At 69.3% G+C, this 21085-nt stretch carries 20 protein-coding genes; 3 read left to right on the top strand and 17 right to left on the bottom strand.

The genetic code is table 11. From position 1 onward, the window contains the following. Nucleotides 1-282 precede the first annotated feature (282 nt). The 14 genes from nusB to ABFY20_RS09595 form a co-directional block, all read right to left on the bottom strand. A complete protein-coding gene (nusB, locus tag ABFY20_RS09660; protein WP_368499712.1) occupies nucleotides 283-693 on the bottom strand; it encodes a transcription antitermination factor NusB in 411 nt (136 codons plus the stop codon). A 12-nt stretch (nucleotides 694-705) separates the two neighbouring features. Then, nucleotides 706-1266, bottom strand: coding sequence for an elongation factor P (gene efp, locus ABFY20_RS09655; RefSeq protein WP_368499711.1), 561 nt, complete (start codon nucleotides 1264-1266; stop codon nucleotides 706-708). 71 nt (nucleotides 1267-1337) lie between these two features. After that, entirely contained in the window at nucleotides 1338-1778 is a 441-nt protein-coding gene (locus tag ABFY20_RS09650; RefSeq protein WP_368499710.1) for a type II 3-dehydroquinate dehydratase, read from the bottom strand. A gap of 8 nt (nucleotides 1779-1786) precedes the next feature. Next, a complete protein-coding gene (aroB, locus tag ABFY20_RS09645; RefSeq protein ID WP_368499709.1) occupies nucleotides 1787-2866 on the bottom strand; it encodes a 3-dehydroquinate synthase in 1080 nt (359 codons plus the stop codon). Next, nucleotides 2863-3441: a shikimate kinase gene (locus ABFY20_RS09640; RefSeq protein ID WP_368499708.1), complete on the bottom strand. Its 579-nt coding sequence runs from the start codon at nucleotides 3439-3441 to the stop codon at nucleotides 2863-2865. The genes aroB and ABFY20_RS09640 overlap by 4 nt, the downstream gene beginning before the upstream one ends. Further along, nucleotides 3438-4637, bottom strand: coding sequence for a chorismate synthase (aroC, locus tag ABFY20_RS09635; RefSeq protein WP_368499707.1), 1200 nt, complete (start codon nucleotides 4635-4637; stop codon nucleotides 3438-3440). Before aroC ends, ABFY20_RS09640 begins: the two co-directional genes overlap by 4 nt. Nucleotides 4638-4757: 120 nt before the next feature. Then, a complete protein-coding gene (locus tag ABFY20_RS09630) occupies nucleotides 4758-5648 on the bottom strand; it encodes a shikimate dehydrogenase (protein ID WP_368499706.1) in 891 nt (296 codons plus the stop codon). A gap of 10 nt (nucleotides 5649-5658) precedes the next feature. Then, the gene (mltG, locus tag ABFY20_RS09625; RefSeq protein WP_368499705.1) at nucleotides 5659-6885 is read right to left on the bottom strand and encodes an endolytic transglycosylase MltG; all 1227 of its coding nucleotides are present in this window, start codon (nucleotides 6883-6885) and stop codon (nucleotides 5659-5661) included. Continuing rightward, entirely contained in the window at nucleotides 6878-7363 is a 486-nt protein-coding gene (gene ruvX, locus ABFY20_RS09620) for a Holliday junction resolvase RuvX (RefSeq protein WP_368499704.1), read from the bottom strand. The genes mltG and ruvX overlap by 8 nt, the downstream gene beginning before the upstream one ends. Nucleotides 7364-7389: 26 nt before the next feature. After that, the gene (alaS, locus tag ABFY20_RS09615) at nucleotides 7390-10056 is read right to left on the bottom strand and encodes an alanine--tRNA ligase (protein WP_368499703.1); all 2667 of its coding nucleotides are present in this window, start codon (nucleotides 10054-10056) and stop codon (nucleotides 7390-7392) included. A gap of 83 nt (nucleotides 10057-10139) precedes the next feature. After that, nucleotides 10140-10358: a hypothetical protein gene (locus ABFY20_RS09610; RefSeq protein ID WP_171704885.1), complete on the bottom strand. Its 219-nt coding sequence runs from the start codon at nucleotides 10356-10358 to the stop codon at nucleotides 10140-10142. Between the two features lie 45 nt (nucleotides 10359-10403). Then, a complete protein-coding gene (locus ABFY20_RS09605) occupies nucleotides 10404-10838 on the bottom strand; it encodes a DUF948 domain-containing protein (protein ID WP_368499702.1) in 435 nt (144 codons plus the stop codon). Between the two features lie 81 nt (nucleotides 10839-10919). Further along, on the bottom strand, nucleotides 10920-11549 hold the full coding sequence (gene rpsD / locus ABFY20_RS09600; RefSeq protein ID WP_171704887.1) for a 30S ribosomal protein S4: 630 nt from the start codon (nucleotides 11547-11549) through the stop codon (nucleotides 10920-10922). A 196-nt stretch (nucleotides 11550-11745) separates the two neighbouring features. After that, nucleotides 11746-13104 (bottom strand): replication-associated recombination protein A, encoded by a 1359-nt coding sequence (locus tag ABFY20_RS09595; protein ID WP_368499701.1) that lies wholly within the window; start codon nucleotides 13102-13104, stop codon nucleotides 11746-11748. 60 nt (nucleotides 13105-13164) lie between these two features. Between ABFY20_RS09595 and ABFY20_RS09590 the strand changes: the two genes are divergently transcribed. The 3 genes from ABFY20_RS09590 to ABFY20_RS09580 all read left to right on the top strand — a co-directional run bounded on the left by ABFY20_RS09590 (nucleotide 13165) and on the right by ABFY20_RS09580 (nucleotide 15996). Continuing rightward, nucleotides 13165-13974 (top strand): peptidylprolyl isomerase, encoded by an 810-nt coding sequence (locus tag ABFY20_RS09590; RefSeq protein WP_368499700.1) that lies wholly within the window; start codon nucleotides 13165-13167, stop codon nucleotides 13972-13974. Between the two features lie 115 nt (nucleotides 13975-14089). After that, nucleotides 14090-15319, top strand: coding sequence for a DUF349 domain-containing protein (locus ABFY20_RS09585; protein WP_368499699.1), 1230 nt, complete (start codon nucleotides 14090-14092; stop codon nucleotides 15317-15319). A gap of 71 nt (nucleotides 15320-15390) precedes the next feature. Continuing rightward, nucleotides 15391-15996 (top strand): type IV toxin-antitoxin system AbiEi family antitoxin, encoded by a 606-nt coding sequence (locus tag ABFY20_RS09580; RefSeq protein WP_368499698.1) that lies wholly within the window; start codon nucleotides 15391-15393, stop codon nucleotides 15994-15996. On the opposite strand, the gene ABFY20_RS09575 is transcribed toward ABFY20_RS09580, so the two are convergent. The 3 genes from ABFY20_RS09575 to secD are packed head-to-tail and all read right to left on the bottom strand — an operon-like array spanning nucleotide 15975 to nucleotide 21025. Beyond that, nucleotides 15975-18233, bottom strand: coding sequence for a bifunctional (p)ppGpp synthetase/guanosine-3',5'-bis(diphosphate) 3'-pyrophosphohydrolase (locus ABFY20_RS09575; protein WP_368499697.1), 2259 nt, complete (start codon nucleotides 18231-18233; stop codon nucleotides 15975-15977). The two genes, ABFY20_RS09580 and ABFY20_RS09575, sit on opposite strands and share 22 nt — an antisense overlap. A 57-nt stretch (nucleotides 18234-18290) precedes the next feature. Beyond that, entirely contained in the window at nucleotides 18291-19292 is a 1002-nt protein-coding gene (secF, locus tag ABFY20_RS09570) for a protein translocase subunit SecF (protein ID WP_368499696.1), read from the bottom strand. Further along, nucleotides 19292-21025, bottom strand: coding sequence for a protein translocase subunit SecD (gene secD / locus ABFY20_RS09565; RefSeq protein ID WP_368499695.1), 1734 nt, complete (start codon nucleotides 21023-21025; stop codon nucleotides 19292-19294). The genes secF and secD overlap by 1 nt, the downstream gene beginning before the upstream one ends. Nucleotides 21026-21085 lie beyond the last annotated feature (60 nt).

Here is a 21085-nt window from a genome sequence, read left to right as displayed (position 1 = left end):
GCCTTCGGCGTCCCGACAGAGCACGAAGTGCCCCCTCCCACCCGGGATGGGGGCACTTCGTGTCTTCTCGCCCCGCGCATCCGTCGCCCTCCCCGCGCGAGCCCCGCGCACGCCGAGAAAGCGCGAAGTGCCGCCTCTTATCTGGGATGGGGGCACTTCGTGTCTTCTCGCCCCGCGCATCCGTCCCCCGGCGCGAGCCCCGCGCACGCTCGACAGAGCGCAGAGTGCCCCCTCCCGCACGGGGAGGGGGCACTTTGCGCTCTGTCGAGGAGGGCGGTGGGGCTAGGCCGACTGGGCCACCTTGCCGAGCACGCCGTTGATGAAGCCGGAGGACTCGTCGGTGGAGAGGGTCTTCGCCGCCTCGACGGCCTCGGCGATCGCCACCGCAGCGGGCACCTCGTCGTTGTAGAGGATCTCCCAGATCGCGATGCGCAGCAGCGCACGATCGATCGTGGGCATGCGGGCGATGCTCCAGCCGTGGGCGTAGCTCACGATGGTCTCGTCGATCTCGTCGAAGTTGTCGACCACGCCGTCGACGATCTCGCGAGCATAGAGCCACGAGTTCTGCCGGTCGGGCTCCCCCGCGGCCCGGGCCGCCTCGGCGGCAAGCGCCTCGGCAATCGGCATCTGACGCACGTCGGCGGCGTAGAGGATGTCGAGGGCCCGTTTGCGGGCCTTCGTGCGTGAGCTCATCGACGCGCCGGACTAGTTGACGCGGCCGAGGTAGTCACCGGTGCGGGTGTCGACCTTCACCTTCGTGCCGTTCTCGAGGAACAGCGGCACCTGGATCTGGTAGCCGGTCTCGACTGTGGCGGGCTTCGTGCCGCCGGTCGAGCGGTCGCCCTGGAGGCCGGGCTCGGTGTAGGTGATCTCGAGCACGACGGATGCGGGCAGCTCGATGTAGAGCGGGTTGCCCTCGTTGAGCGCGACGGTGACGGCCTGGTTCTCGAGCATGAAGTTGGCTGCGTCGCCGACGATCGCCGAGCCGATGGTGACCTGGTCGTAGTCGGTCGAGTCCATGAAGACGAAGTCGTCGCCGTCTTTGTAGAGGTACTGGAAGTCGCGGCGGTCGACGTTCGCGGTGTCGATCTTCGCGCCGGCGTTGAAGGTGCGGTCGACGACCTTGCCGGTGACGACGTTCTTGATCTTGGTACGCACGAACGCGCCGCCCTTGCCCGGCTTGACGTGCTGGAACTCGATCACGTTCCAGAGCTGACCGTCGATGCTCAGCACGGTGCCGTTCTTGATGTCGTTCGTTGAAGCCATGTAAAAGGAAGTCCGTTTCGAGTGGAGAAGAAGGTCGGACCGGTGTTTCGGCCCTGAAAGAGTGTACCGGCTCAGTCGGTGGGCAGCAGGAGGGAGTGCAGCGCCAGCCGGTAGGAGGCGAAACCGAACCCTGCGACCACCCCGGTGGCCACGGCGGAGATCACGCTCGTGTGCCGGAACGTCTCGCGCGCGTGCGGGTTCGAGATGTGCACCTCGATGAGCGGCACCCCCGCCTTGGTCACGAGCGCGGCGGCGTCGCGCAGCGCGTACGAGTAGTGCGTGAAGGCCGCGGGGTTGAGGATGACGGGCGACCCGGTGTCGACCGCCTCGTACAGCCACGAGATGAGCTCGGCCTCGTCGTTGGTCTGACGCAGATCGATCTCGATGCGGCCCGCCGCATCCGTCATCAGCAACCGCTCGAGGGCTGCCAGGTCTTGCGAGCCGTAGACGTCGGGCTCACGACTGCCGAGGCGGCCGAGGTTCGGGCCGTTGAGCACGAGGACTGTCGACATGCTGTCTCCTAGGAGGCGATCTCTTGGTAGGCGGCGAACAGCAGCGACGTCTCGGGGCCCTGCAGCACGGTGGGCCGCGCGAGGTCGTCGAGCACGATGAAGCGCAGCATGCTGCCGCGGGTCTTCTTGTCGCGCTGCATGGTGGCGAGCAGGGTCGGCCATCGGCCCGCCGGGTAGCTGGTCGGCAGGCTGAGCGAGTCGAGGATGCGCCGGGTGCGGTCGACCACCTCGTCGGGCAGGCGCCCGGTGAGCCGGCTGAGTTCAGCGGCGAACATCATGCCCACCGCGACGGCGGCACCGTGGCGCCACTGGTAGCGCTCGGCGTGCTCGATGGCGTGACCCAGGGTGTGGCCGAAGTTGAGGATCTCGCGGAGCCCGGCCTCCTTGAAGTCGCTCGACACCACCCGTGCCTTGACCGCGATGGAGAGTTCGATGAGTCGCCTGATCTCGTCGCTCTCCGGGTCGGTGGCGCGGTCGACGTCGGCCTCGATGATGTCGAGTATCTCGGGCTCGGCGATGAGCCCGCACTTCACCACCTCGCCGAAGCCGGCGAGGATCTCGTTGCGGGCGAGGCCGCGCAACAGGTCGAGGTCGGCCACGACGAGGCTCGGTGCGTAGAAGGCCCCCACGAGGTTCTTGCCCTCGTTCGTGTTGATGCCGGTCTTGCCGCCGACCGCCGCGTCGACCATGCCGAGCAGCGTCGTCGGGGCCTGCACGAGCGTGACCCCGCGCAGCCAGGTCGCCGCGACGAAACCGGCGAGGTCGGTGACCGCGCCGCCACCGAAGCCGATGACGGCGTCGGTGCGGGTGAAGTCGGCCTGCCCCATCACCTGCCAGCAGAACGCGGCGACCTCGACCCGTTTGCCGGCCTCCGCATCCGGGATCTCGGCCAGCAGCACCTCGTAGCGGTCGAGCAGCGTCTCGCGCAACCGGGCGGCAGCGGCCCCCAGGGTCGGCGGGTGCACGATGAGGACTTTCGCGACGGCCGGTCCCAGCCCCTCGGCCACCCGGTTCAGGATGCCGCGCCCCACGAGCACGTCGTAGCCCGACTCACCCGTGACGCTGATGGTGGTGACGTCGGTGCTCATCGGGTGCTGCCCTCCAGGTCGGTGACGGATGCTGTGGCGGGGGCGGTGACGGAGCCCGCCGAGGTCGACCCGTCGGTGGCGGATGCGGTGAACCGACCCCGCGCCCAGGTCGCGATTTCCTCGGCCACGTCGTCGGCCGGCCGGTCGGAGCTGTCGATGACGTGCCCGGCGAGCCGCTGGTAGAGCTCGCGGCGCGATTCGAAGAGGGCGCTCCAGGCGTCGAGGTCGCCCGCCAGCGGGCGCTTGCCGTTGCCGAGCCGGGCGGCGACGGCGTGCGGCTGCACGGTGAGCAGCAGCACCGGGAGCCCGGCCAGATCGGCCTGCGTCGCCGGGTCGAGCACGGCTCCCCCGCCGAACGACACCACGGCATCGGCCTCAAGCGCCTTCACCACGGCGGCTCGCTCGAGCGCGCGGAAGTGCGGTTCCCCGTGCTCGGTGAAGATCTCGGCGATCGGCCCGTGCTCGGCCACGACCAGCTTGTCGGTGTCGACGAACGGCAGGTCGAGCAGGCGCGCCACCCGCTTGCCGATGCGGGTCTTGCCCGCGGCCGGCGGCCCGATGAGCACGAGCTTCATGCGCGGGCGACGCCGGTGCGCAGCGCCTCGGGGATGGCGGCGAGGTACGACTCGAGGTTGCGGCGGGTCTCCCCCACGGAGTCGCCGCCGAACTTCTCGAGCACAGCGTCGGCCAGCACGAGCGCGGTCATCGCCTCGGCGACGACCCCGGCGGCGGGAACGGCGCACACGTCGGAGCGCTGGTGGTGCGCCGCGGCATCCTCGCCCGTCGCGACGTCGATGGTGTGGAGCGCGTGCGGCACGGTGGCGATCGGCTTCATGCCGGCGCGCACGCGCAGCACGGTGCCGGTCGACATGCCGCCCTCGGTGCCGCCGGCACGATCGGTGGCGCGGGTGATCTCGTCGCCCTCGCGGTAGAGCTCGTCGTGGGCGGCCGAGCCGCGGCGGCGGGTGGTCTCGAAGCCGTCGCCCACCTCGACTCCCTTGATGGCCTGAATGCCCATGAGCGCAGCGGCGAGCCGGGAGTCGAGCCTGCGGTCCCAGTGCACGTGCGAGCCGAGCCCGGGGGGCAGCCCATAGGCGAGCACCTCGACGACGCCGCCGAGGGTGTCGCCCTCCTTGTGGGCGTCGTCGATCTCGGCGACCATGAGCGCGCTCGTCGCCTCGTCGAAGCACCGCACCGGGTCGGCATCGAGCGCGTCGACGTCGCCGGGGAGGGGCAGCCGACTTCCGTCGGGAACCCGGACCGGGCCGATGGCGAGGGTGTGACTGACGAGGCGGATGCCGAGCTCGCCGAGGAACGCCTTCGCCACGGCACCGAGCGCCACGCGGGCGGCGGTCTCACGGGCGCTGGCGCGCTCGAGGATGGGACGGGCCTCGTCGAAGTCGTACTTCTGCATGCCCACGAGGTCGGCGTGACCCGGGCGGGGCCGGGTGAGGGGGGCGCTGCGGCCGCGGCCGGGCAGCTCCTCCTCGAGCGGGTCGACGCCCATGACCTCGGTCCACTTCGGCCACTCGGTGTTGCCGATGCGGAGGGCCACGGGGCTGCCGAGGGTCTTGCCGTGCACGACGCCGCCGGTCATCGCCAGCTCGTCCTGCTCGAACTTCATGCGCGCGCCGCGGCCGTAGCCGAGTTTGCGGCGCGCCAGATCGGCACGGAGTTGATCGAGGGTGACGGGGATGCCGGACGGGAGGCCCTCGACGATCGCGATGAGTTCTTGACCGTGGGACTCGCCGGCGGTGAGCCAACGGAGCATGACTACGATCTTTCCACAACGGCCGCACCCGTCGTGCCAGCCGGGTCTGCGGCAGGGGTGCCAGCAGGGGCGGCCGAGGCCGCACGGTCCCCCTCTCCGTCCACCGCGTGGCGGACCGGCCTAGGCGGCCACGGCCGCCAGCATCGCGGTGGTGAGCCGCTCCTCGTCGTCGACTCTGGTGAGCGGATCCCCGTGCAGGAAGACGCGCAGCTGCGCCACGGCCTGGTGGGCGAGCATGGCGAGCCCAGGGATGACGACGCGACCGGAGGCCCCCCACAGGGTGCCGAGCTCGCTCGGCCACGGGTGGTAGGCGACGTCGAGCAGCGTCGAGCCGAGCACTGCCCGCGCTCCCTCGAAGTTCTGGCCCACGCCCGCGCCGCCCGGGAGCGTCGACACGGTGAGGTCGGGTTCGAGTGCGGCGACGGCCTCATGGTCGTGCAGTGCCACCACGTCGCTGCTCAGCCCGGCGGCACGCGCCGACTCCACCACCGAGCCCGCTTTACCCGGGCTCCGCAGCACGATGTCGACGTGCTCCGCCCCGAGCTGGGCGAGCGCCACCACCGCCGACCGCGCGGTCGCTCCCCCGCCGATCACCAACGCCCTGCGCGTCGACTCCACCCCGCCCCGCACCAGGCACTCGCGGATGCCGTACACGTCGGTGTTGAACCCGTCGAGCCGGCGTCGCCCGTCGGAGAAGGTCACCAGCACGGTGTTCACGCCGCCCGCCGTGGTCGCCACCGTGTCGACGGAGTCCAGAAGCGGGATGACGCTCTCCTTCAGCGGCATCGTGAGCGACAGCCCGCGCCAGGGCGGCGTGAGGCCGTCGACGAACCCGGCCAGAGCATCCGTATCGACCTCGACCGCCTCGTACTGCCAGGGCAGCCCGAGCACCGAGTAGGCGGTGCGGTGAAGCAGCGGCGACCGTGAGTGCGCGATCGGCGAGCCCAGCACCGCGTAGCGGTGCGGCACGTGCAGTCGGTCGGTCTCGTCGTCGAGGAACGTCGGTGTCATGCCCTGGAACCTACTCGATCTCGGGGTGAGCCGCCCACCATTCCTGCAGTCGCTCCACCGCGGCCGCGTGCTCGTCCGCCGTCTCGGAGAAGACGGTCTCGCCGGTGTCGAGGTCGACGGTCACGAAGAAGAACCAGGGCCCGTCGGCCGGGTGGATCGCCGCGTTGATGGCGTCGTCACCGGGGTTCGAGATGGGCCCGGCGGGCAGCCCCGGGTAGAGGTAGGTGTTGTAGATGTTGCTCGGGTCTTCGCGCTCGGCCTGCGTGGTCTCCACCCGGCTGTGGCCGGCACCGTAGGCGATCGTCGCATCCGACTCCATGTTCCAGCCCGCGTTCAGGCGGTTCGTGAACACGCGAGAGACCTTCGCCATGTCTTCGACGCTGCCGGCTTCCTTCTGGATGAGAGCGGCGAGTGTGACGACCTTCAATCGGTCTTCGGGGGCGACACCGGCGGCGTCGAGCGACTGGAAGGTGCGGTTGACCATCGTGGTGATCATGTCGGTGGCGGTCTCGCCCGGCTGGAACACGTAGGTGGCAGGGAAGAGGAAGCCCTCGATGCTGGGTGCCTCGGCGGGAACGCCGAGCGCGGCCCAGTTCGCACCCACGGCCTCGAAGTCGGAGACCGGGAGGCCGGTGACGTCGGAGAGCTCCTGGTAGATGCCCTTCGCGCTCGAGCCCTCGGGGATGGTGACGGTGAAGTCGACCTTGTTGTCGGGGTTCTGCAGGGCATCGAGCGCCGACTGGGCGCTCATCTGCTCGGCCAGCTTGAAGGTGCCGGTCTGGAACACGGGTGCCGGGTTCTGCTTCAGCAGCAGGTCGTAGAACGCCGCCGAGCTCTTCACCACGCCGGCCGCGGCGAGGTTGTCGCCGATGGTCTCGCCGATGTCTCCGTCGTTGACGACGAACATCACCTCACCGGTGCCGCTGCCCTCGTAGTCCTCGACCTGGTTGCCGGCGAGGAGCGACTGCACCTGCGACCCGAAGGTGTTGAAGAGGAACACCCCGGCGCCGCCGAGGAGGCCCACGATCACGACGACGGTGATGAGCGGCACCACCCAGCGGGGCCGCTTGCTGCCTCCCCCGCCCGACGACGAGCCGCGGTGGCGGGTGCCGCGCGAGCCGGAGCCGCCGCGGGCGTCCCGCCTGGAGGAGGGCGGGGCGGTGCGCTGCGCCGGTGCCGCGTCGTTGCGGAAGAACTCGGCGAACGGGTGGTCTGTGGGTGGCTGGCGGTCAGTCACGGACACTTCCTTCATTCGGGTCGATGAGGATGCCGGGCGGCTGTCCCGAGGCACGCTCTGAATCCAGGGCGTGCTGCACGAGTATAACCGCGGCCACCTGATCGATCACGGAGCGGGAGCTCCGAGTGGTGCGGCCACTGCGGTGCAGCGCCGATTGGGCCGACACCGTGGTGAGGCGCTCGTCGACCATGCGCACGGGCACGTCGCCCCCGGCGGCGAGCCGCTCGGCGAAGTCGCGCGCATCCTGCGTCGATGCCGTCTCTCCACCGCTCATCGACAGCGGCAGCCCCACGACGAACTCGATCGGCTCGAGCTCGTCGGCGATGCTCCGGATGCGCGCCAGGTCGGCCCCCGCATCCTTCTCGCCGCTCCTCGGCACCGTCTCGACCGGGGTCGCGAGCAGACCATGGAAGTCGGTGCGCGCCACACCGATGCGGGCCTTGCCCACGTCGATGCCGATCCTCACGCCGGTGCGCATCCGCTCCGCTTCCTGCCCGGGCCGGGCTAGCCCGCCACCGCGTTCGCGATGGCCTCGAGGGCTGCCGGGATGGCGGACGCGTCGGCACCGCCGCCCTGAGCCAGGTCGTCTTTTCCGCCGCCGCCTCCTCCGAGCACGCCCGCGGCGAGCTTGGCGAGGGCGCCCGCCTTGGCCCCCGCGGCACGGGCGCCCTCGGTCGTCGCGACGATGACCACGGGCTTGCCGCCCGCGACGGCGGCGAGGGCCACCACCGCGGAGGCGGAACCGCCCGAAGCGAGTGCCTCGCGCACCCCGGTGGCGAGCTGGCGCAGGTCGTCGGCCGAACCGAGCTCCCCCACGTTCTCGGCGACCAGCGTGACCGCGCCGACCGCGCGGGCCGACTGGGCGAGGCCCGGGATGCGGGTGGTGAGCTGGCCGGCCTCGAAGGCGGCGATCTTCTTCTCGGCCGCCTTGAGGTTGGCGCTGAGGTCGGCGATGCGCGCGGCGATCTCGTCGCGCGGCGCCTTGAGCGAGGAGGTGAGCTGAGCAACCAGGGCACGCTCGGCCGCGAACTCGCGGAAAGCCTCGAGACCGACCAGCGCCTCAACACGGCGGTTCGTCGAGCCGATCGACGACTCGCCCTGCAGGTTGATGAGGCCGATCTGGGCGCTCGAGGCCACGTGGGTGCCCGCGCAGAGCTCCCGCGAGAACGGACCGCCGATGTCGACCATGCGCACGATGTCGCCGTACTTCTCGCCGAACAGTGCCATCGCGCCCATCGAGCGCGCCTCGTCGATCGGCAGCTCGCGAGTGACCACCTCGAGGTCGTCGCGGATCGCCTGGTTCGCGATCTCCTCGATCTCGCTGCGGGTCTCGAGTGAGAGCGGCTGGCTCCAGGAGAAGTCGAGGCGCATGTAGCCGGCCTTGTTGTACGAACCCGCCTGGTGAGCCTGCTCGCCGAGCGTCTGCCGGAGGGCCGCGTGGATGAGGTGGGTCGCGGAGTGCGCCTGCGTGGCGCCGCGGCGCCAGCTCGGGTCGACGACCGTGCGGGCGAGGTCGCCCACGGCGATCTGCCCGCTCGTCACCTCGGCGCGGTGGCTCACCAGACCCTTCACAGGCTTCTGCACGTCGAGCACGGTGAGCTCGAAGCCGTCGCCCACGATGGTGCCGGCGTCGGCCTCCTGGCCGCCCGACTCGGCCCAGAGCGCGGTCTCGGCGACGATGACCTCGACCTGCTCGCCGGCCACGGCGCTGGTGACCGAGACACCGTCGACGATGAGGCCGAGCACGCTCGACTCGGCCTCGAGCTCGTCGTAGCCGCGGAACACGGTCTCGCCGAGCGCGCGGAACGGGCTGTAGACGCTGAGGTCGGTGATGCCGAGCTTCTTCGCCTTCGCGTCGGCCTTGGCGCGCTGCTTCTGCTCGGCCATGAGCGACTCGAAGGCCACACGGTCGACGGTGATGCCCGATTCCTCCGCGATCTCGAGGGTGAGGTCGATGGGGAAACCGTAGGTGTCGTGCAGCAGGAACGCGGTGTCGCCGGGGAGCACGTCGGCGCCGCCCGACTTGGTCTCACCCACGGCGAGGTCGAGGATGGTGGTGCCGCCGGCCAGGGTGCGGAGGAATGACTCCTCCTCGGCGTAGGCGCTTCGGGAGATGCGGTCGTAGTCGCGCTCCACCTCGGGGTAGGCCGCCTTCATGGCGTCGCGCGAGGCGGTGAGGAGCTCGGGCATGGTCGCGGTGTCGACGCCGAGCAGGCGCATCGACCGCACGGTGCGGCGGAGCAGCCGGCGGAGGATGTACCCGCGACCCTCGTTCGACGGGGTGACGCCGTCGCTCATCAGCATGAGGGCGCTACGCACGTGGTCGGCGACGACGCGCATCCGCACGTCGTCGTCGTGGTGGGCGCCGTAGCGGCGGCCCGAGAGCTCGGCCGCGCGGTCGAGCACCGGGCGCACCTGATCGATCTCGTAGAGGTTCTCGACGCCCTGCTTGAGGAAGGCGACGCGCTCGAGGCCCATGCCCGTGTCGATGTTCTTGCGCGGCAGTTCGCCGAGGATCTCGAAGTCGGTCTTCGAGGTGCCCTCGCCGCGGAGGTACTGCATGAAGACGAGGTTCCAGATCTCGATGTAGCGGTTCTCGTCGGCGACCGGGCCGCCCTCGATGCCGTAGGCGGGGCCGCGATCGAAGTAGATCTCGGAGCAGGGGCCCGCCGGGCCCGGCTGACCGGTGGACCAGTAGTTGTCTTCCTTGTCGCGTCGCTGGATGCGCGCATCCGGAAGCCCTGCGACCCGCTTCCAGATGTCGATGGCCTCGTCGTCGTCTTCGTACACGGTGACCCACAGGTCGCGTTCGGCGAAGCCGAGGCCGCCCTCGGACTCGCTCGTGGTGAGCAGCTCCCAGGCGTAGCCGATCGCGCCCTCCTTGAAGTAGTCGCCGAAGGAGAAGTTGCCGTTCATCTGGAAGAACGTGCCGTGACGGGTGGTCTTGCCGACCTCTTCGATGTCGAGGGTGCGGATGCACTTCTGCACGCTCGTGGCACGGGGATACGGCGCGGGGACGAGCCCCGAGAGGTAGGGGATGAACGGCACCATGCCCGCGACCGTGAACAGCAGCGAGGGGTCGTCGCTCACGAGCGACGCGGAGGGGACCACGGTGTGGCCGCGCTCGCCGAAGAAGTCGAGCCAGCGGGAGCGGATGTCAGCGGTGTACATGGGTGTCGGTGGTCCTCAGGGTGTCCAGGGGGTGGAACGAACGCGACCCGCCGGCGCATGGGCGCCCGGCGGGTCGTGAAGGGTCACTTGGCGATCTTGGAGACCTTGTCACCCGCGTCGGCGATGGCCGAGCGCAGCTCGGCCTCGCGCTCGCGGTAGCCGTCGACCAGCGAGTCGCTGAACTCCTTGGCCTTCTTGTCGAACTCGGCGAAGAACTCCTTGCCGCTCTTGGTCTGGTTGAACTGGTGTGCCACCAGGAATCCGATGCCGATGCCGGCGATCAGCCACAGAGCCTTCTTCATTGTGTTCTCCTCGTTCGTCGTGGGGGCCGGAGCCTTCGGACCAGTTTAGTGCGCCGACCGCTTCGGCTTCTTGGGCGATCGGGTGGGCTTCGGCGCGGGCTTGGACGAGGCGGCGTCGGCGACTCGGTCGGCGGCTCGGAAGCTGAGAATTCCGGCGCGGACGGCGGCGCTGAAGGAGGCGAGCTTGATGAGGGGCCCGCCGACGGAGGCGGCGAACAGTGCCACGAGCGACGAGACGTTGCCCGTCACCTCTTCGACGTTCCGGGTGATGGCGTCGACCCGGGCGAGCTGCTTGTTCGCCTCCTGCACGGTCACGGTCGACTCGTTGAGGATGGGGGTGATGCCGTCGCTGACGTCTTTGATCGAATCGCGGGTCTGGTCGAACACGCCACCGAGCTTCACCAGCGGGATGGCCAGCAGCCCCACGAGTACGGCGAACACGCCTGCCGCGATCAAGCCTGCGATGTCTCCACCGGTCATGGAAGGTCTGCCTCTCTGAAGACGACGAAAGCGGGCCACCCGTGGGGTGACCCGCTCTCTAGTATGTCGCGCGTTCGCCGATCAGCGAGCCGCGTAGTACTCGACCACGAGCTGCACTTCACAGGTCACGGGAACCTGGGCGCGCTTCGGGCGCGCCACGAGGCGGGCCTGGAGCTTGTCGAGCTCGACCTCGAGGTAGGCCGGGGTCTTCGGCAGCACGTCGACGTGACCGCCGGCAGCGGCGACCTGGAACGGCTCGGTGCCCTCGGAACGGGTCTTGACGTGGATGAGCTGACCCGGCTTCACGCGGAAGGAGGGGCGGTCGACCAGCTGGCCGTCGACCAGGATGTGACGGTGCACGACCATCTGACGAGCCTGGGCGGTGGTGCGGGCGAAGCCGGCGCGGAGCACGAGGGCGTCGAGACGCATCTCGAGGAGCTCGACCAGGTTCTCACCGGTCAGGCCCTTCGTGCGACGGGCCTCTTCGAACGCGATCTTCAGCTGCTTCTCGCGGATGCCGTACTGGGCGCGCAGGCGCTGCTTCTCGCGCAGACGGACGGCGTAGTCGCTGTCCTGCTTGCGCTTGGTGCGGCCGTGCTCACCGGGAGCGTAGGGGCGCTTCTCGAGGTACTTGGCCGCCTTCGGGGTGAGGGGGATGCCGAGCGCCCGGGAGAGGCGGGTCTTGCTGCGCGTACGCGACTTGGTAGCCACTTACGTCCTTTCGGTATGAGTTCTTACGAGATGGATGTGCGCACGGGCGTGCGCCTGACTCCACAGGAGTCCAAGTAAGAGGGGTGTCTGCCGGGTGGCTCGGCTAAAGAGCACTGTCCCGTCATCGAACGCCGATCGGCAGCCGCTCCGAATAGACGCTGATTAGGCGTCGACAAGACTAGCACAGCCGGTGGCGCTACGACTGCTGTCCCCGCGTGATGTCGCGGAGTTTCGCCAGGCGCGCGGAGACCTCGCGCTCATGTCCGTGGTCGGTGGGCGTGTAGTAGGTGGTGCCGCGCAACTCATCGGGCAGGTACTCCTGGCGCACCACTCCGAGCGCGTCGTCATGCGGGTACCTGTAGCCCTTGCCATGACCCAGCCGTTTGGCACCCGCGTAGTGCGCGTCACGCAGGTGCTTCGGCACGCGCCCGAACCTCCCCGCCTTCACGTCGGCGATCGCCGCGTTGATGCCCATGTACGAGGCGTTCGACTTCGGGGCGGTGGCGAGGTACACCACGGCCTCGGCGAGCGGGATGCGCCCCTCTGGCATGCCGATCATCTGAACCGCCTCGGCCGCGGCGACGGCGATGGGCAGCGCCTGCGGGTCGGCGATGCCGATGTCTTCGGAGGCCAGGATGATGACGCGCCGTGCAATGAACCGCGGGTCTTCGCCCGCCTCGAACATGCGGGCCAGGTAGTGCAGAGCAGCGTCGACGTCGGAGCCGCGCACCGACTTGATGAAGGCGCTGATGACGTCGTAGTGCTCGTCGCCGTTGCGGTCGTAGCGCAGCAGCGCGCGGTCGACCGACTGCTCGAGGATCTCGGGGGTGATGAGCGGCGGCTCGTCGTCGTCGGAGTCGGAGTCGGAGTCGGATGCGGCCAGTGCCGTCGCCGCCGAGGCTTCGAGCGCGGTGAGCGCCCGCCGTGCGTCACCCGACGCCATGCGGATGATCGCCGCCCGCGCCTCGGGGTCGAGGGTGACCTTGCCGGCCAGGCCCCGTGCATCCGTCACCGCACGGTCGATGAGGAGGCCGAGGTCGTCGTCGGTGAGCTGCTCGAGAGTGAGGAGCAGGGAGCGCGAGAGCAGCGGCGAGATGACGGAGAAGGAGGGGTTCTCGGTGGTGGCCGCCACCAGGATGACCCAGCCGTTCTCGACCCCGGGGAGCAGTGCATCCTGCTGAGCCTTGGTGAAGCGGTGAATCTCGTCGAGGAAGAGCACGGTCGACAGGCCGTAGAGGTCGCGGTTGCGGAAGGCGTCGTCCATGACCTGGCGCACGTCTTTGACACCCGCCGTCACCGCCGACAGCTCGACGAACTTGCGGCCCGACGAGTGGGCGATGGCTTGCGCCAAGGTGGTCTTGCCCGTGCCGGGAGGGCCCCAGAGGATGACGGAGACCGACCCGCTCGTGCCCCCCTTGTCGGAGGCGAGGTTCACGAGGGGCGAACCCGGGCGCAGCAGGTGTCGCTGACCGGCCACCTCGTCGAGCGAGCGCGGGCGCATGCGCACGGCCAGCGGGACTGCTCCGGAGTGGAGTCCCGGTTGCTGAGAGGCCATGCGTCTAGGGTACTGTGAGGCGCCGACAGCGGCGGTCGCAGGCACATCGATGGAGGATCCGTGGCACCCAGCAATCAGGAGCGCGCTGCGCGTGAGGCACGCACCCGTCTGCGGGACTACCAGGCAAGGCAGCAAGCGCACAGCGAGCGCATCCGTCGCCGCGTGCGCGACAACGTGATCGCCGGGGCAGCGGTCGTGCTCGTGATCGCCGGCGTCACCGCGGCGCAGATCTTCTACTTCGACGGCGGCCCGGGTTCCCCCGTCGCCTCCCCCGCTGCCACCTCCACGCCCGCTCCCTCATCGACCGATGCCCCTGCGGCCGAGGGGCAGAACACCGGAGACGTCCCCCCGGCCACGCTCGCCGAGAACCGCAGCTGGACCGGCACGCTCACGATCGACGACATCCCCCTCGGCATCGAGCTCGACGGAGCGGCGGCACCGCAGGCGGTCTCGGCGTTCATCGCGCAGACGCAGGACGGGTTCTTCACCGGCACCTCCTGCCACCGCCTCACCACCAGCGGCCTGTTCGTGCTGCAGTGCGGCGACCCCACAGGCACCGGAACGGGCGGCCCGGGTTACAACTACGGCCCGGTCGAGAACGCGCCGGCCGACAACCTCTACCCCGCCGGCACGATCGCGATGGCTCGCCAGGGCGGCAACGGCTACAGCATGGGCAGCCAGTTCTTCATCGTCTACGACGACACCACACTTCCGAGCGAACCGGGCATCGGCGGGTATTCGGTGATCGGTAAAGTCACCTCGGGTCTCGACGCGCTGAAGACGGGTGTGATCGCCGCAGGAACCGCCGACGGCTCGACCGACGGCAAGCCGGCGGCACCCGCCGTCATCTCAGGCGTCACCGTGCAGTGACGACGAGCTGCGGCAGGATGCGGTGGCGGCCGAGAGCAGACCGCCCGTGACCGCCGCCGAGCTCGTGCAATAGGCTTGTGCCCGTACTCCAGACATCGTCGACAGGAATGGTTCCGTGACCGTTAGTGAACAGCACCCGTGGGGACGAGTCGACGACGACGGCTCCGTCTACGTCATCGATGCCGGCGTCGAGCGACTCGTGGGCCAGTACCCCGACGGCTCGCAGGAGGAGGCTCTGGCCTACTTCGAGCGCAAGTACACCGACCTCGCCGGTCAGGTGACGCTGCTCGAGCAGCGCGCGAAGCGCGGCGCACCCGCCGCCGACATCGCCAAGGCCGTCGCCTCGCTCACCTCCTCGGTCGAGTCGGCGAACGCTGTGGGCGACCTCGCCTCCCTGCGGAGGCGTCTCGAGGCGCTCTCCTCGACGGTGAGCGAGATCACCGAGCAGCAGTCGGCCGAGGCCGAGGCCCACCTCGCCGAAGCCGTCGCCGAGCGCACCGCCATCGTCACGGAGATCGAGACGCTCGCCGCGCACGACCCCGCGAAGGCGCAGTGGAAGTCGGTGACCGCCACGATCGACGAACTGTTCTCCCGGTGGCAGAAGCACCAGCAGAACGGCCCCCGTCTTCCGCGCGCCGAGGCGCAGGAACTCTGGAAGCGGTTCCGCGACGCCCGCACCTCGCTCGAGACCCAGCGCAAGGCCTTCTTCGCCGAGCTCGATCAGGTGCACCGCGACGCACGAACCCGCAAGCAGGCGCTCGTGGAGCGCGCGGAGGCGCTCGCCCCGCGCGGTGCCGACGGCATCCCCGCCTACCGCGACCTGCTCGCCGAATGGAAGTCGACCGGCCGCGCAGGCAAGAAGTACGACGACGCCCTGTGGGACAGATTCAAGGCCGCCGGCGATGTGCTCTACGCGGCGCGAACCGAGGTCGTCGCCCGCGACGACCAGGAGTTCGGCGAGAACCTCACCCAGAAGCTCGCCCTGCTCGACGAGGCCGAGCCGCTGCTCAAGGAGAAAGACCGCACGAAGGCCCGCGACGCCCTCACCTCGATCCAGCGTCGCTGGGACGAGATCGGCAAGGTGCCCCGCGACCAGGTGCGTGTCGTCGAAGACAGGCTGCGCAAAGTCGAGGCGGCAGTGCGCAAGCTCGACGAGGAGCACTGGGAGCGCAGCAACCCCGAGAAGAAGGCGCGCTCCGAGGGGCTCGCCTCGCAGCTCACCGGCGCCATCGAGAAGCTGCAGCGCGAGATCGACGACGCCCGTGCCGCGGGCGACTCCAAGAAGGTCGCCGAGTTGCAGGAGTCGCTCGACGCCAGGAAGGTCTGGCTCGACGCCCTCGGCTGACCGGCGCACGGGTTCTCCACAGATCGACGGATGCTCGCCCCATCGGGGCACGCCGCTGACATCATCGTGGGATGCTCCGCTCCACCGTGTTCCCGCTTCTTCTCGACTCGGTCGGGCTGCCTGAGGTCGAACTCTGCGCCGCGCATCTCGATCGAACCGTCGTGCGCGTCGGCGGGAGCTTCGTGCCGGCCGACGTCGCCGTCGGCGCCGAGCTTCGCGCCGGCGCGTTGCTCGGAGAGGTGCCGGGAGGCCTGGTGGCCGAGAGGTCGACAGCGGCCTGGGTGCACGGGGCCTGTCCGAGGCAGGCGGGCCCTCCCCAGCTGTGCGTGCCGGCGCCCGGGCGGGCGTCTCCCGCGCGTCGCGGCGCCCTGCGGGTGCGACAGGTCGTTCTCGCCGACCACGACGTCGAGACGATCTCGGGGCTGCGGCTCACCACCGTGCGGCGCACCGCGCTCGACCTGCTGCGCCAGACAGAGGCCTTCGACCGTCGCGCTGCGGTGACGGTATCGACCCTCCTGCTGGCCGGCGACATCAGCACGGCCGCCGCGCGCGCGGAGCTCGAGCGGTCGGAACATCTCCCCCTCCGCCACCGGGCCATCGCCCGGCTCGCGCTCTTCGACGCCGCCGGCGGGGTGCTCCCCCGTCCTGGGCGCTCTCAGCCCCCGGTCACCCGGTAGACGTCGTAGACGGCGTCGATGCGGCGCACCGCGTTGAGCACGCGGTCGAGGTGGGTCGTGTCACCCATCTCGAACACGAAGCGGCTGATGGCGAGCCGGTCGCTCGAGGTACTCACCGAGGCGGAGAGGATGTTCACGTGGTGCTCCGAGAGCACCCGCGTGACGTCGGAGAGCAGGCCCGAGCGGTCGAGCGCCTCCACCTGGATCTGCACGAGGAACACGCTCTTCGACGACGGCGCCCACTCCACGTCGATCATGCGCTCGGGCTCGGAGAGCAGCGAGGCGACGTTGTGGCAGTCGGCCTGGTGCACCGAGACACCCGAACCCCGGGTCACGAAGCCGACGATGTCATCACCCGGCACCGGGGTGCAGCACTTCGCGAGCTTCACCAGGATGTCGGGGGCGCCGCGCACCAGCACACCGGAGTCGCTGTGGGTGACCCGCGGCCGGTTGCCGACGAACACCTCGAGATCGGAGTCGTCGCTCTCGACCTCCGTCTGCAGCGACGCGATGACCTTCTCGATCACCGACTGGGTCGAGACGTGGCCCTCGCCGATCGCGGCGTAGAGCGCCGACACGTTGTCGTAGTGCATGAGCGACGCGACCTCGGCGATGGAGTCCTGGCTCATCAGCTTCTGCAGGGGAAGGTTCTGCTTGCGCATGGCGCGCGCTATCGCATCCCGACCCTGCTCGATCGCCTCGTCGCGTCGCTCCTTGGTGAACCACTGCCTGATCTTGTTGCGGGCGCGCGGGCTCTGCACGAAGCTCAGCCAGTCCTGCGACGGGCCGGAGTCGGGGTTCTTCGAGGTGAACACCTCGACCACGTCGCCCGAGCCGAGCGTCGAGTCGAGCGGCACCAACCTGCCGTTCACCTTGGCGCCCATGGTGCGGTGGCCCACCTCGGTGTGCACCGCGTAGGCGAAGTCGACGGGCGTGGCGCCAGCGGGAAGACCCACGACCTTGCCCTTCGGGGTGAAGACGTAGACCTCTTTGGCGCCGATCTCGAAGCGCAGGGAGTCGAGGAACTCGCCCGGGTCGACCGTCTCGGCCTGCCAGTCGGAGATGCGGGCGAGCCAGGCCATGTCGGTGTCGGGCGAAGCCGTCGACGACGCGGCCGAACGGCCGCCGTTCACGCGCTCCTTGTACTTCCAGTGCGCGGCGACACCGTACTCGGCGCGCTGATGCATCTCGTTGGTGCGGATCTGGATCTCGACGGGGCGGCCGCCCGGGCCGATCACCGTCGTGTGCAGCGACTGGTAGAGGTTGAACTTCGGAGTGGCGATGTAGTCCTTGAAGCGACCGGGGATCGGGTTCCACCTGGCGTGGATCGAGCCGAGCACGGCGTAGCAGTCGCGCACCGTGTTCACCAGCACCCGGATGCCGACGAGATCGTAGATCTCGTCGAACTCGCGACCGCGCACGATCATCTTCTGGTAGATCGAGTAGTACTGCTTCGGCCGGCCCACGACCTTGCCGCGAATCCTACCGGCCTTGAGATCGTCGCCGACCGCGTCGATGACCTGCTGCACGTACTCCTCGCGCTGCGGGGTGCGCTGGCGCACGAGGTTCTCGATCTCGACGTAAAGCTTCGGGTACAGCACGGCGAAGGAGAGGTCTTCGAGCTCCCACTTGATCGACTGGATGCCCAGGCGGTGAGCCAGGGGCGCGTAGATCTCGAGCGTCTCCTTGGCCTTGCGCTGAGCAGACTCGGCATTCACGAAACCCCAGGTGCGCGCATTGTGCAGCCGGTCGCAGAGCTTGATGATGAGCACCCGGATGTCGCGCGACATCGCGACGATCATCTTGCGCACCGTCTCGGCCTGCGCGCTGTCGCCGTACTTGACCTTGTCGAGCTTCGTCACGCCGTCGACCAGCATGGCGACCTCGTCGCCGAAGTCGTGCCGCAGCATGTCGAGCGAGTAGTCGGTGTCTTCCACCGTGTCGTGCAGGAGTGCTGCGGCGACGGCCTTCGAACCGAGCCCGAGCTCGGCGAGGATCTGCGCGACGGCCACCGGATGCGTGATGTACGGCTCGCCGCTGCGCCGCTTCTGCCCGTCGTGGGCCCGCTCGGCGGTGGCGTAGGCGCGTTCGACGATCGAGATGTCGGCCTTCGGGTGATTGGCCTTGACGGTGCGCAGCACCGAGTCGACGGCACCGGCCGGCTGAGCACGCGAGAAGAGCCGCGGCACGAGACGGCGTAGTGTCGCTGTCGACGTGGTGCTGGTGGTTTCCGTCATCTCAGGCCTCCACCTCGATTATGGCAGGCGCCGCGGCGGCGCCGAGCCACGATCGCCTCAGGCGGACACCGCAGCCTTGGCCGCCCGCTCGCGGTCGGTCTCCACCTGGGCGTCGTGCTTGCGGATCTTCGCCTCCCGGTGCCGGAACTGCACGTACAGCGGCGCCGCCACGAAGATCGTCGAGTAGGTGCCCACGATGATGCCGATGAGAAGCGCCAGCGAGATGTCGCGGAGCGTCGACGCGCCGAGCACGAACGAGCCGATGATGAGGATCGAGGCCACCGGGAGAGCAGCCACCACGGAGGTGTTGATGGAGCGCACCAGGGTCTGGTTCACCGCGAGGTTCACCATGTCGGAGAAGGTCTGCGTACCGCGCTCGTCGAGCGCCGTCGTGTTCTCCCTGATCTTGTCGAACACCACCACCGTGTCGTAGAGCGAGTAGCCGAGGATGGTGAGGAAGCCGATGACCGCGGCCGGGGTGATCTCGAGCCCTGTCAGGCCGTACACGCCCGCCGTGATGACGAGGTCGTGGATGAGCGCGATGAGGGCCGCGGCGGCCATCTTCCAGGTGCGGAAGTAGATGGCCATGAACACCGCCACCAGCACGAGGAAGATCACGAGCCCACGAATGGCCTGGGTCGTGATGTCGGCGCCCCAGGTCGCCCCGATGAAGGAGGTCGTGACGTCGTCGACCGGAACGTCGTAGGCGGTGGCGAGGGCCTGCTGCACCTCGGCCGTCTGCGACTTGTCGAGCTCATCGGTCTGCACGCGCACCGAGTCCTGACCGAGAGTGGAGACCCGGGGGTTGGCGCTTGCGACCGTGGCGTTGACGGCATCCGTCGCGAGGTTCTGGTCGAGGGTCGCCACCTGCGACACCGTGAATTCGGAACCACCGCGGAACTCGATGCCGAACTCGTAGCCGCCGCGCAGCCACGGGCCGACCAGGGCGATGAGCACGAGGATGCCAGAGATGATGTACCAGATGCGGCGTCGGCCGATGAAGTCGATCGAGCGCTTGCCGGTGTAGAGGTCGTTTCCGAACTGGGAGAAGCTGGCCATCAGGAGTTCTTCCCCTCATCGGTGGGACGGGCGGAGTCGGCACCGCTGGTGCCCGTGCTCGAGGCGGCGGCCAGCTCGGCCGCCTTGCGCTCGGCGATGGTCTGGCGACGGGCGGCCTCGCGGCTGGAGGAGCCCTTCTTGGCGGCCGTGACCGAGGCGGCGGGCGCCCGGAACTGGGCCCGGCCCCGGTAGACGGCGCCGAGGGCACGCGGATCAAGACCGCTCAGCTTGTGGCCGTCGCGGAAGAACGGGAGCTCGGCCAGCAGCGTCATGAGCGGATGCGTGAACAGGATGACCACGATGATGTCGACGATCGTCGTGAGTCCGAGGGTGAACGCGAAGCCGCGCACGTTGCCGATGGCGAGCACGTAGAGCACACCGGCGGCGAGGAAGTTCACCGCGTCGGATGCCGTGATGGTGCGGATCGCGCGCTTCCAGCCGGCCTGCACGGAGGAGTTGAGGCTCCGCCCGTCGCGCAACTCGTCGCGTATTCGCTCGAAGTACACGATGAAGGAGTCGGCAGTGATGCCGATGGCCACGATGAGGCCCGCCACACCGGCGAGCGAGAGGCGGAAGTCGATGCGCCACGACATCAACGTCACCAGCAGGTAGGTGAGGGCCGCGGCCACCACCAGGGACGCGATGGTGACGAGGCCGAGCAGCCGGTACTGGATGAGCGAGTAGATGATGACGAGGAGCAGACCGATCGCGCCGGCGATGAGGCCCGACATCAGCTGGGTCGAGCCCAGCGTCGCCGAGATGGCCTCCGACGACTGCGTGGTGAAGCCGATCGGCAGGGCGCCGAATTTCAGCTGGTCGGCGAGGGTCTGCGCCGAGTCCTGGGTGAAGGAGCCCGAGATCTGCGCCTTGCCGTCGGTGAACGCGCCACCCGTGGTCGGTGCGGTGATGACTCGGCCGTCCAGCACGATGGCGAACTGGTTCTGCACGCCGGTGAGACCGTAGAGGCGGGTCGTGACGTCGGCGAACTTCTTGGTTCCGGCGTCGTTGAACGAGATGTCGACGACCCATTGGCCGGTCGACGCGCCGTTCTGGGTCGTCGCAACGCCCGCCGAGGCGTCGGCGATGTCGGCGCCCTCGATCTCGACCGGGCCGAGCAGATACTTCACACCGTTGTCGTCACAGGTGATGAGCGGCTGGTCGGCCGGCGCCTGACCCGCGTCTTCTGCTGCCTCCGAGTTGCAGTCGAACGAGTCGAACTGCGCCTGCAGCGCCGGGGTGACCCAGGCGAGGTCACTGCCGTTCGTGGGGCTCGCCGTCGGCGTCGACTCGAGCGACGGGTCGGGGGTGGCGCCCGGCGTCGAGGTGGTGCTCGTCGAGGCGACGTCGGCGAGCAGCACGGCGCGGAAGTCGAGCTTCGCCGACGACTCGATGCGGTTGAGCGTTGCCTCGTCGGGGCTGCCCGGAATCGAGACGACCACGTTCTGGCCGCCCTGGGTGGTGACCTCGGCCTCCGACACACCGCTGGCGTCGACGCGCTGGCGGATGATCGACACGGCCTGATCGAGCTGCTCCGACGAGACCTGCTGACCCGACTCGAGCTTCGGGGTGAGGATGATCTGCGTGCCGCCCTCGAGGTCGAGGGCGAGCTTCGGCGTCCAGGTAGCGGTGCTCCAGATCACACCTCCCGCGATGGTGCCGACGAGGACGGCGAAAATGACGCCCAGCCAGACGAGCGTCTTCCACGCCTTCTTGACCGCGGTAGTTTGTGCCACCTGAGTTACTCAGCTTTCTCTGCCGCTCGTGCCGTGCGGCTCCGAGCGTGGATCAGCGGG

The organism is Herbiconiux sp. A18JL235, from assembly GCF_040939305.1.
Classification (GTDB): domain Bacteria; phylum Actinomycetota; class Actinomycetes; order Actinomycetales; family Microbacteriaceae; genus Herbiconiux.
The sequence above is the reverse complement of the archived record's forward strand: the minus strand, read 5'-3'. Positions and strand labels throughout refer to the sequence as shown.

Bases quoted from the DNA above. Each gene is read 5' to 3' on its own strand.
- nusB (WP_368499712.1), bottom strand. From the start codon at position 693: ATGAGCTCACGCACGAAGGCCCGCAAACGGGCCCTCGACATCCTCTAC.
- efp (WP_368499711.1), bottom strand. From the start codon at position 1,266: ATGGCTTCAACGAACGACATCAAGAACGGCACCGTGCTGAGCATCGAC.
- ABFY20_RS09650 (WP_368499710.1), bottom strand. From the start codon at position 1,778: ATGTCGACAGTCCTCGTGCTCAACGGCCCGAACCTCGGCCGCCTCGGC.
- aroB (WP_368499709.1), bottom strand. From the start codon at position 2,866: ATGAGCACCGACGTCACCACCATCAGCGTCACGGGTGAGTCGGGCTAC.
- ABFY20_RS09640 (WP_368499708.1), bottom strand. From the start codon at position 3,441: ATGAAGCTCGTGCTCATCGGGCCGCCGGCCGCGGGCAAGACCCGCATC.
- aroC (WP_368499707.1), bottom strand. From the start codon at position 4,637: ATGCTCCGTTGGCTCACCGCCGGCGAGTCCCACGGTCAAGAACTCATC.
- ABFY20_RS09630 (WP_368499706.1), bottom strand. From the start codon at position 5,648: ATGACACCGACGTTCCTCGACGACGAGACCGACCGACTGCACGTGCCG.
- ruvX (WP_368499704.1), bottom strand. From the start codon at position 7,363: ATGCGCACCGGCGTGAGGATCGGCATCGACGTGGGCAAGGCCCGCATC.
- alaS (WP_368499703.1), bottom strand. From the start codon at position 10,056: ATGTACACCGCTGACATCCGCTCCCGCTGGCTCGACTTCTTCGGCGAG.
- ABFY20_RS09610 (WP_171704885.1), bottom strand. From the start codon at position 10,358: ATGAAGAAGGCTCTGTGGCTGATCGCCGGCATCGGCATCGGATTCCTG.
- ABFY20_RS09605 (WP_368499702.1), bottom strand. From the start codon at position 10,838: ATGACCGGTGGAGACATCGCAGGCTTGATCGCGGCAGGCGTGTTCGCC.
- ABFY20_RS09595 (WP_368499701.1), bottom strand. From the start codon at position 13,104: ATGGCCTCTCAGCAACCGGGACTCCACTCCGGAGCAGTCCCGCTGGCC.
- ABFY20_RS09580 (WP_368499698.1), top strand. From the start codon at position 15,391: ATGCTCCGCTCCACCGTGTTCCCGCTTCTTCTCGACTCGGTCGGGCTG.
- ABFY20_RS09575 (WP_368499697.1), bottom strand. From the start codon at position 18,233: ATGACGGAAACCACCAGCACCACGTCGACAGCGACACTACGCCGTCTC.
- secF (WP_368499696.1), bottom strand. From the start codon at position 19,292: ATGGCCAGCTTCTCCCAGTTCGGAAACGACCTCTACACCGGCAAGCGC.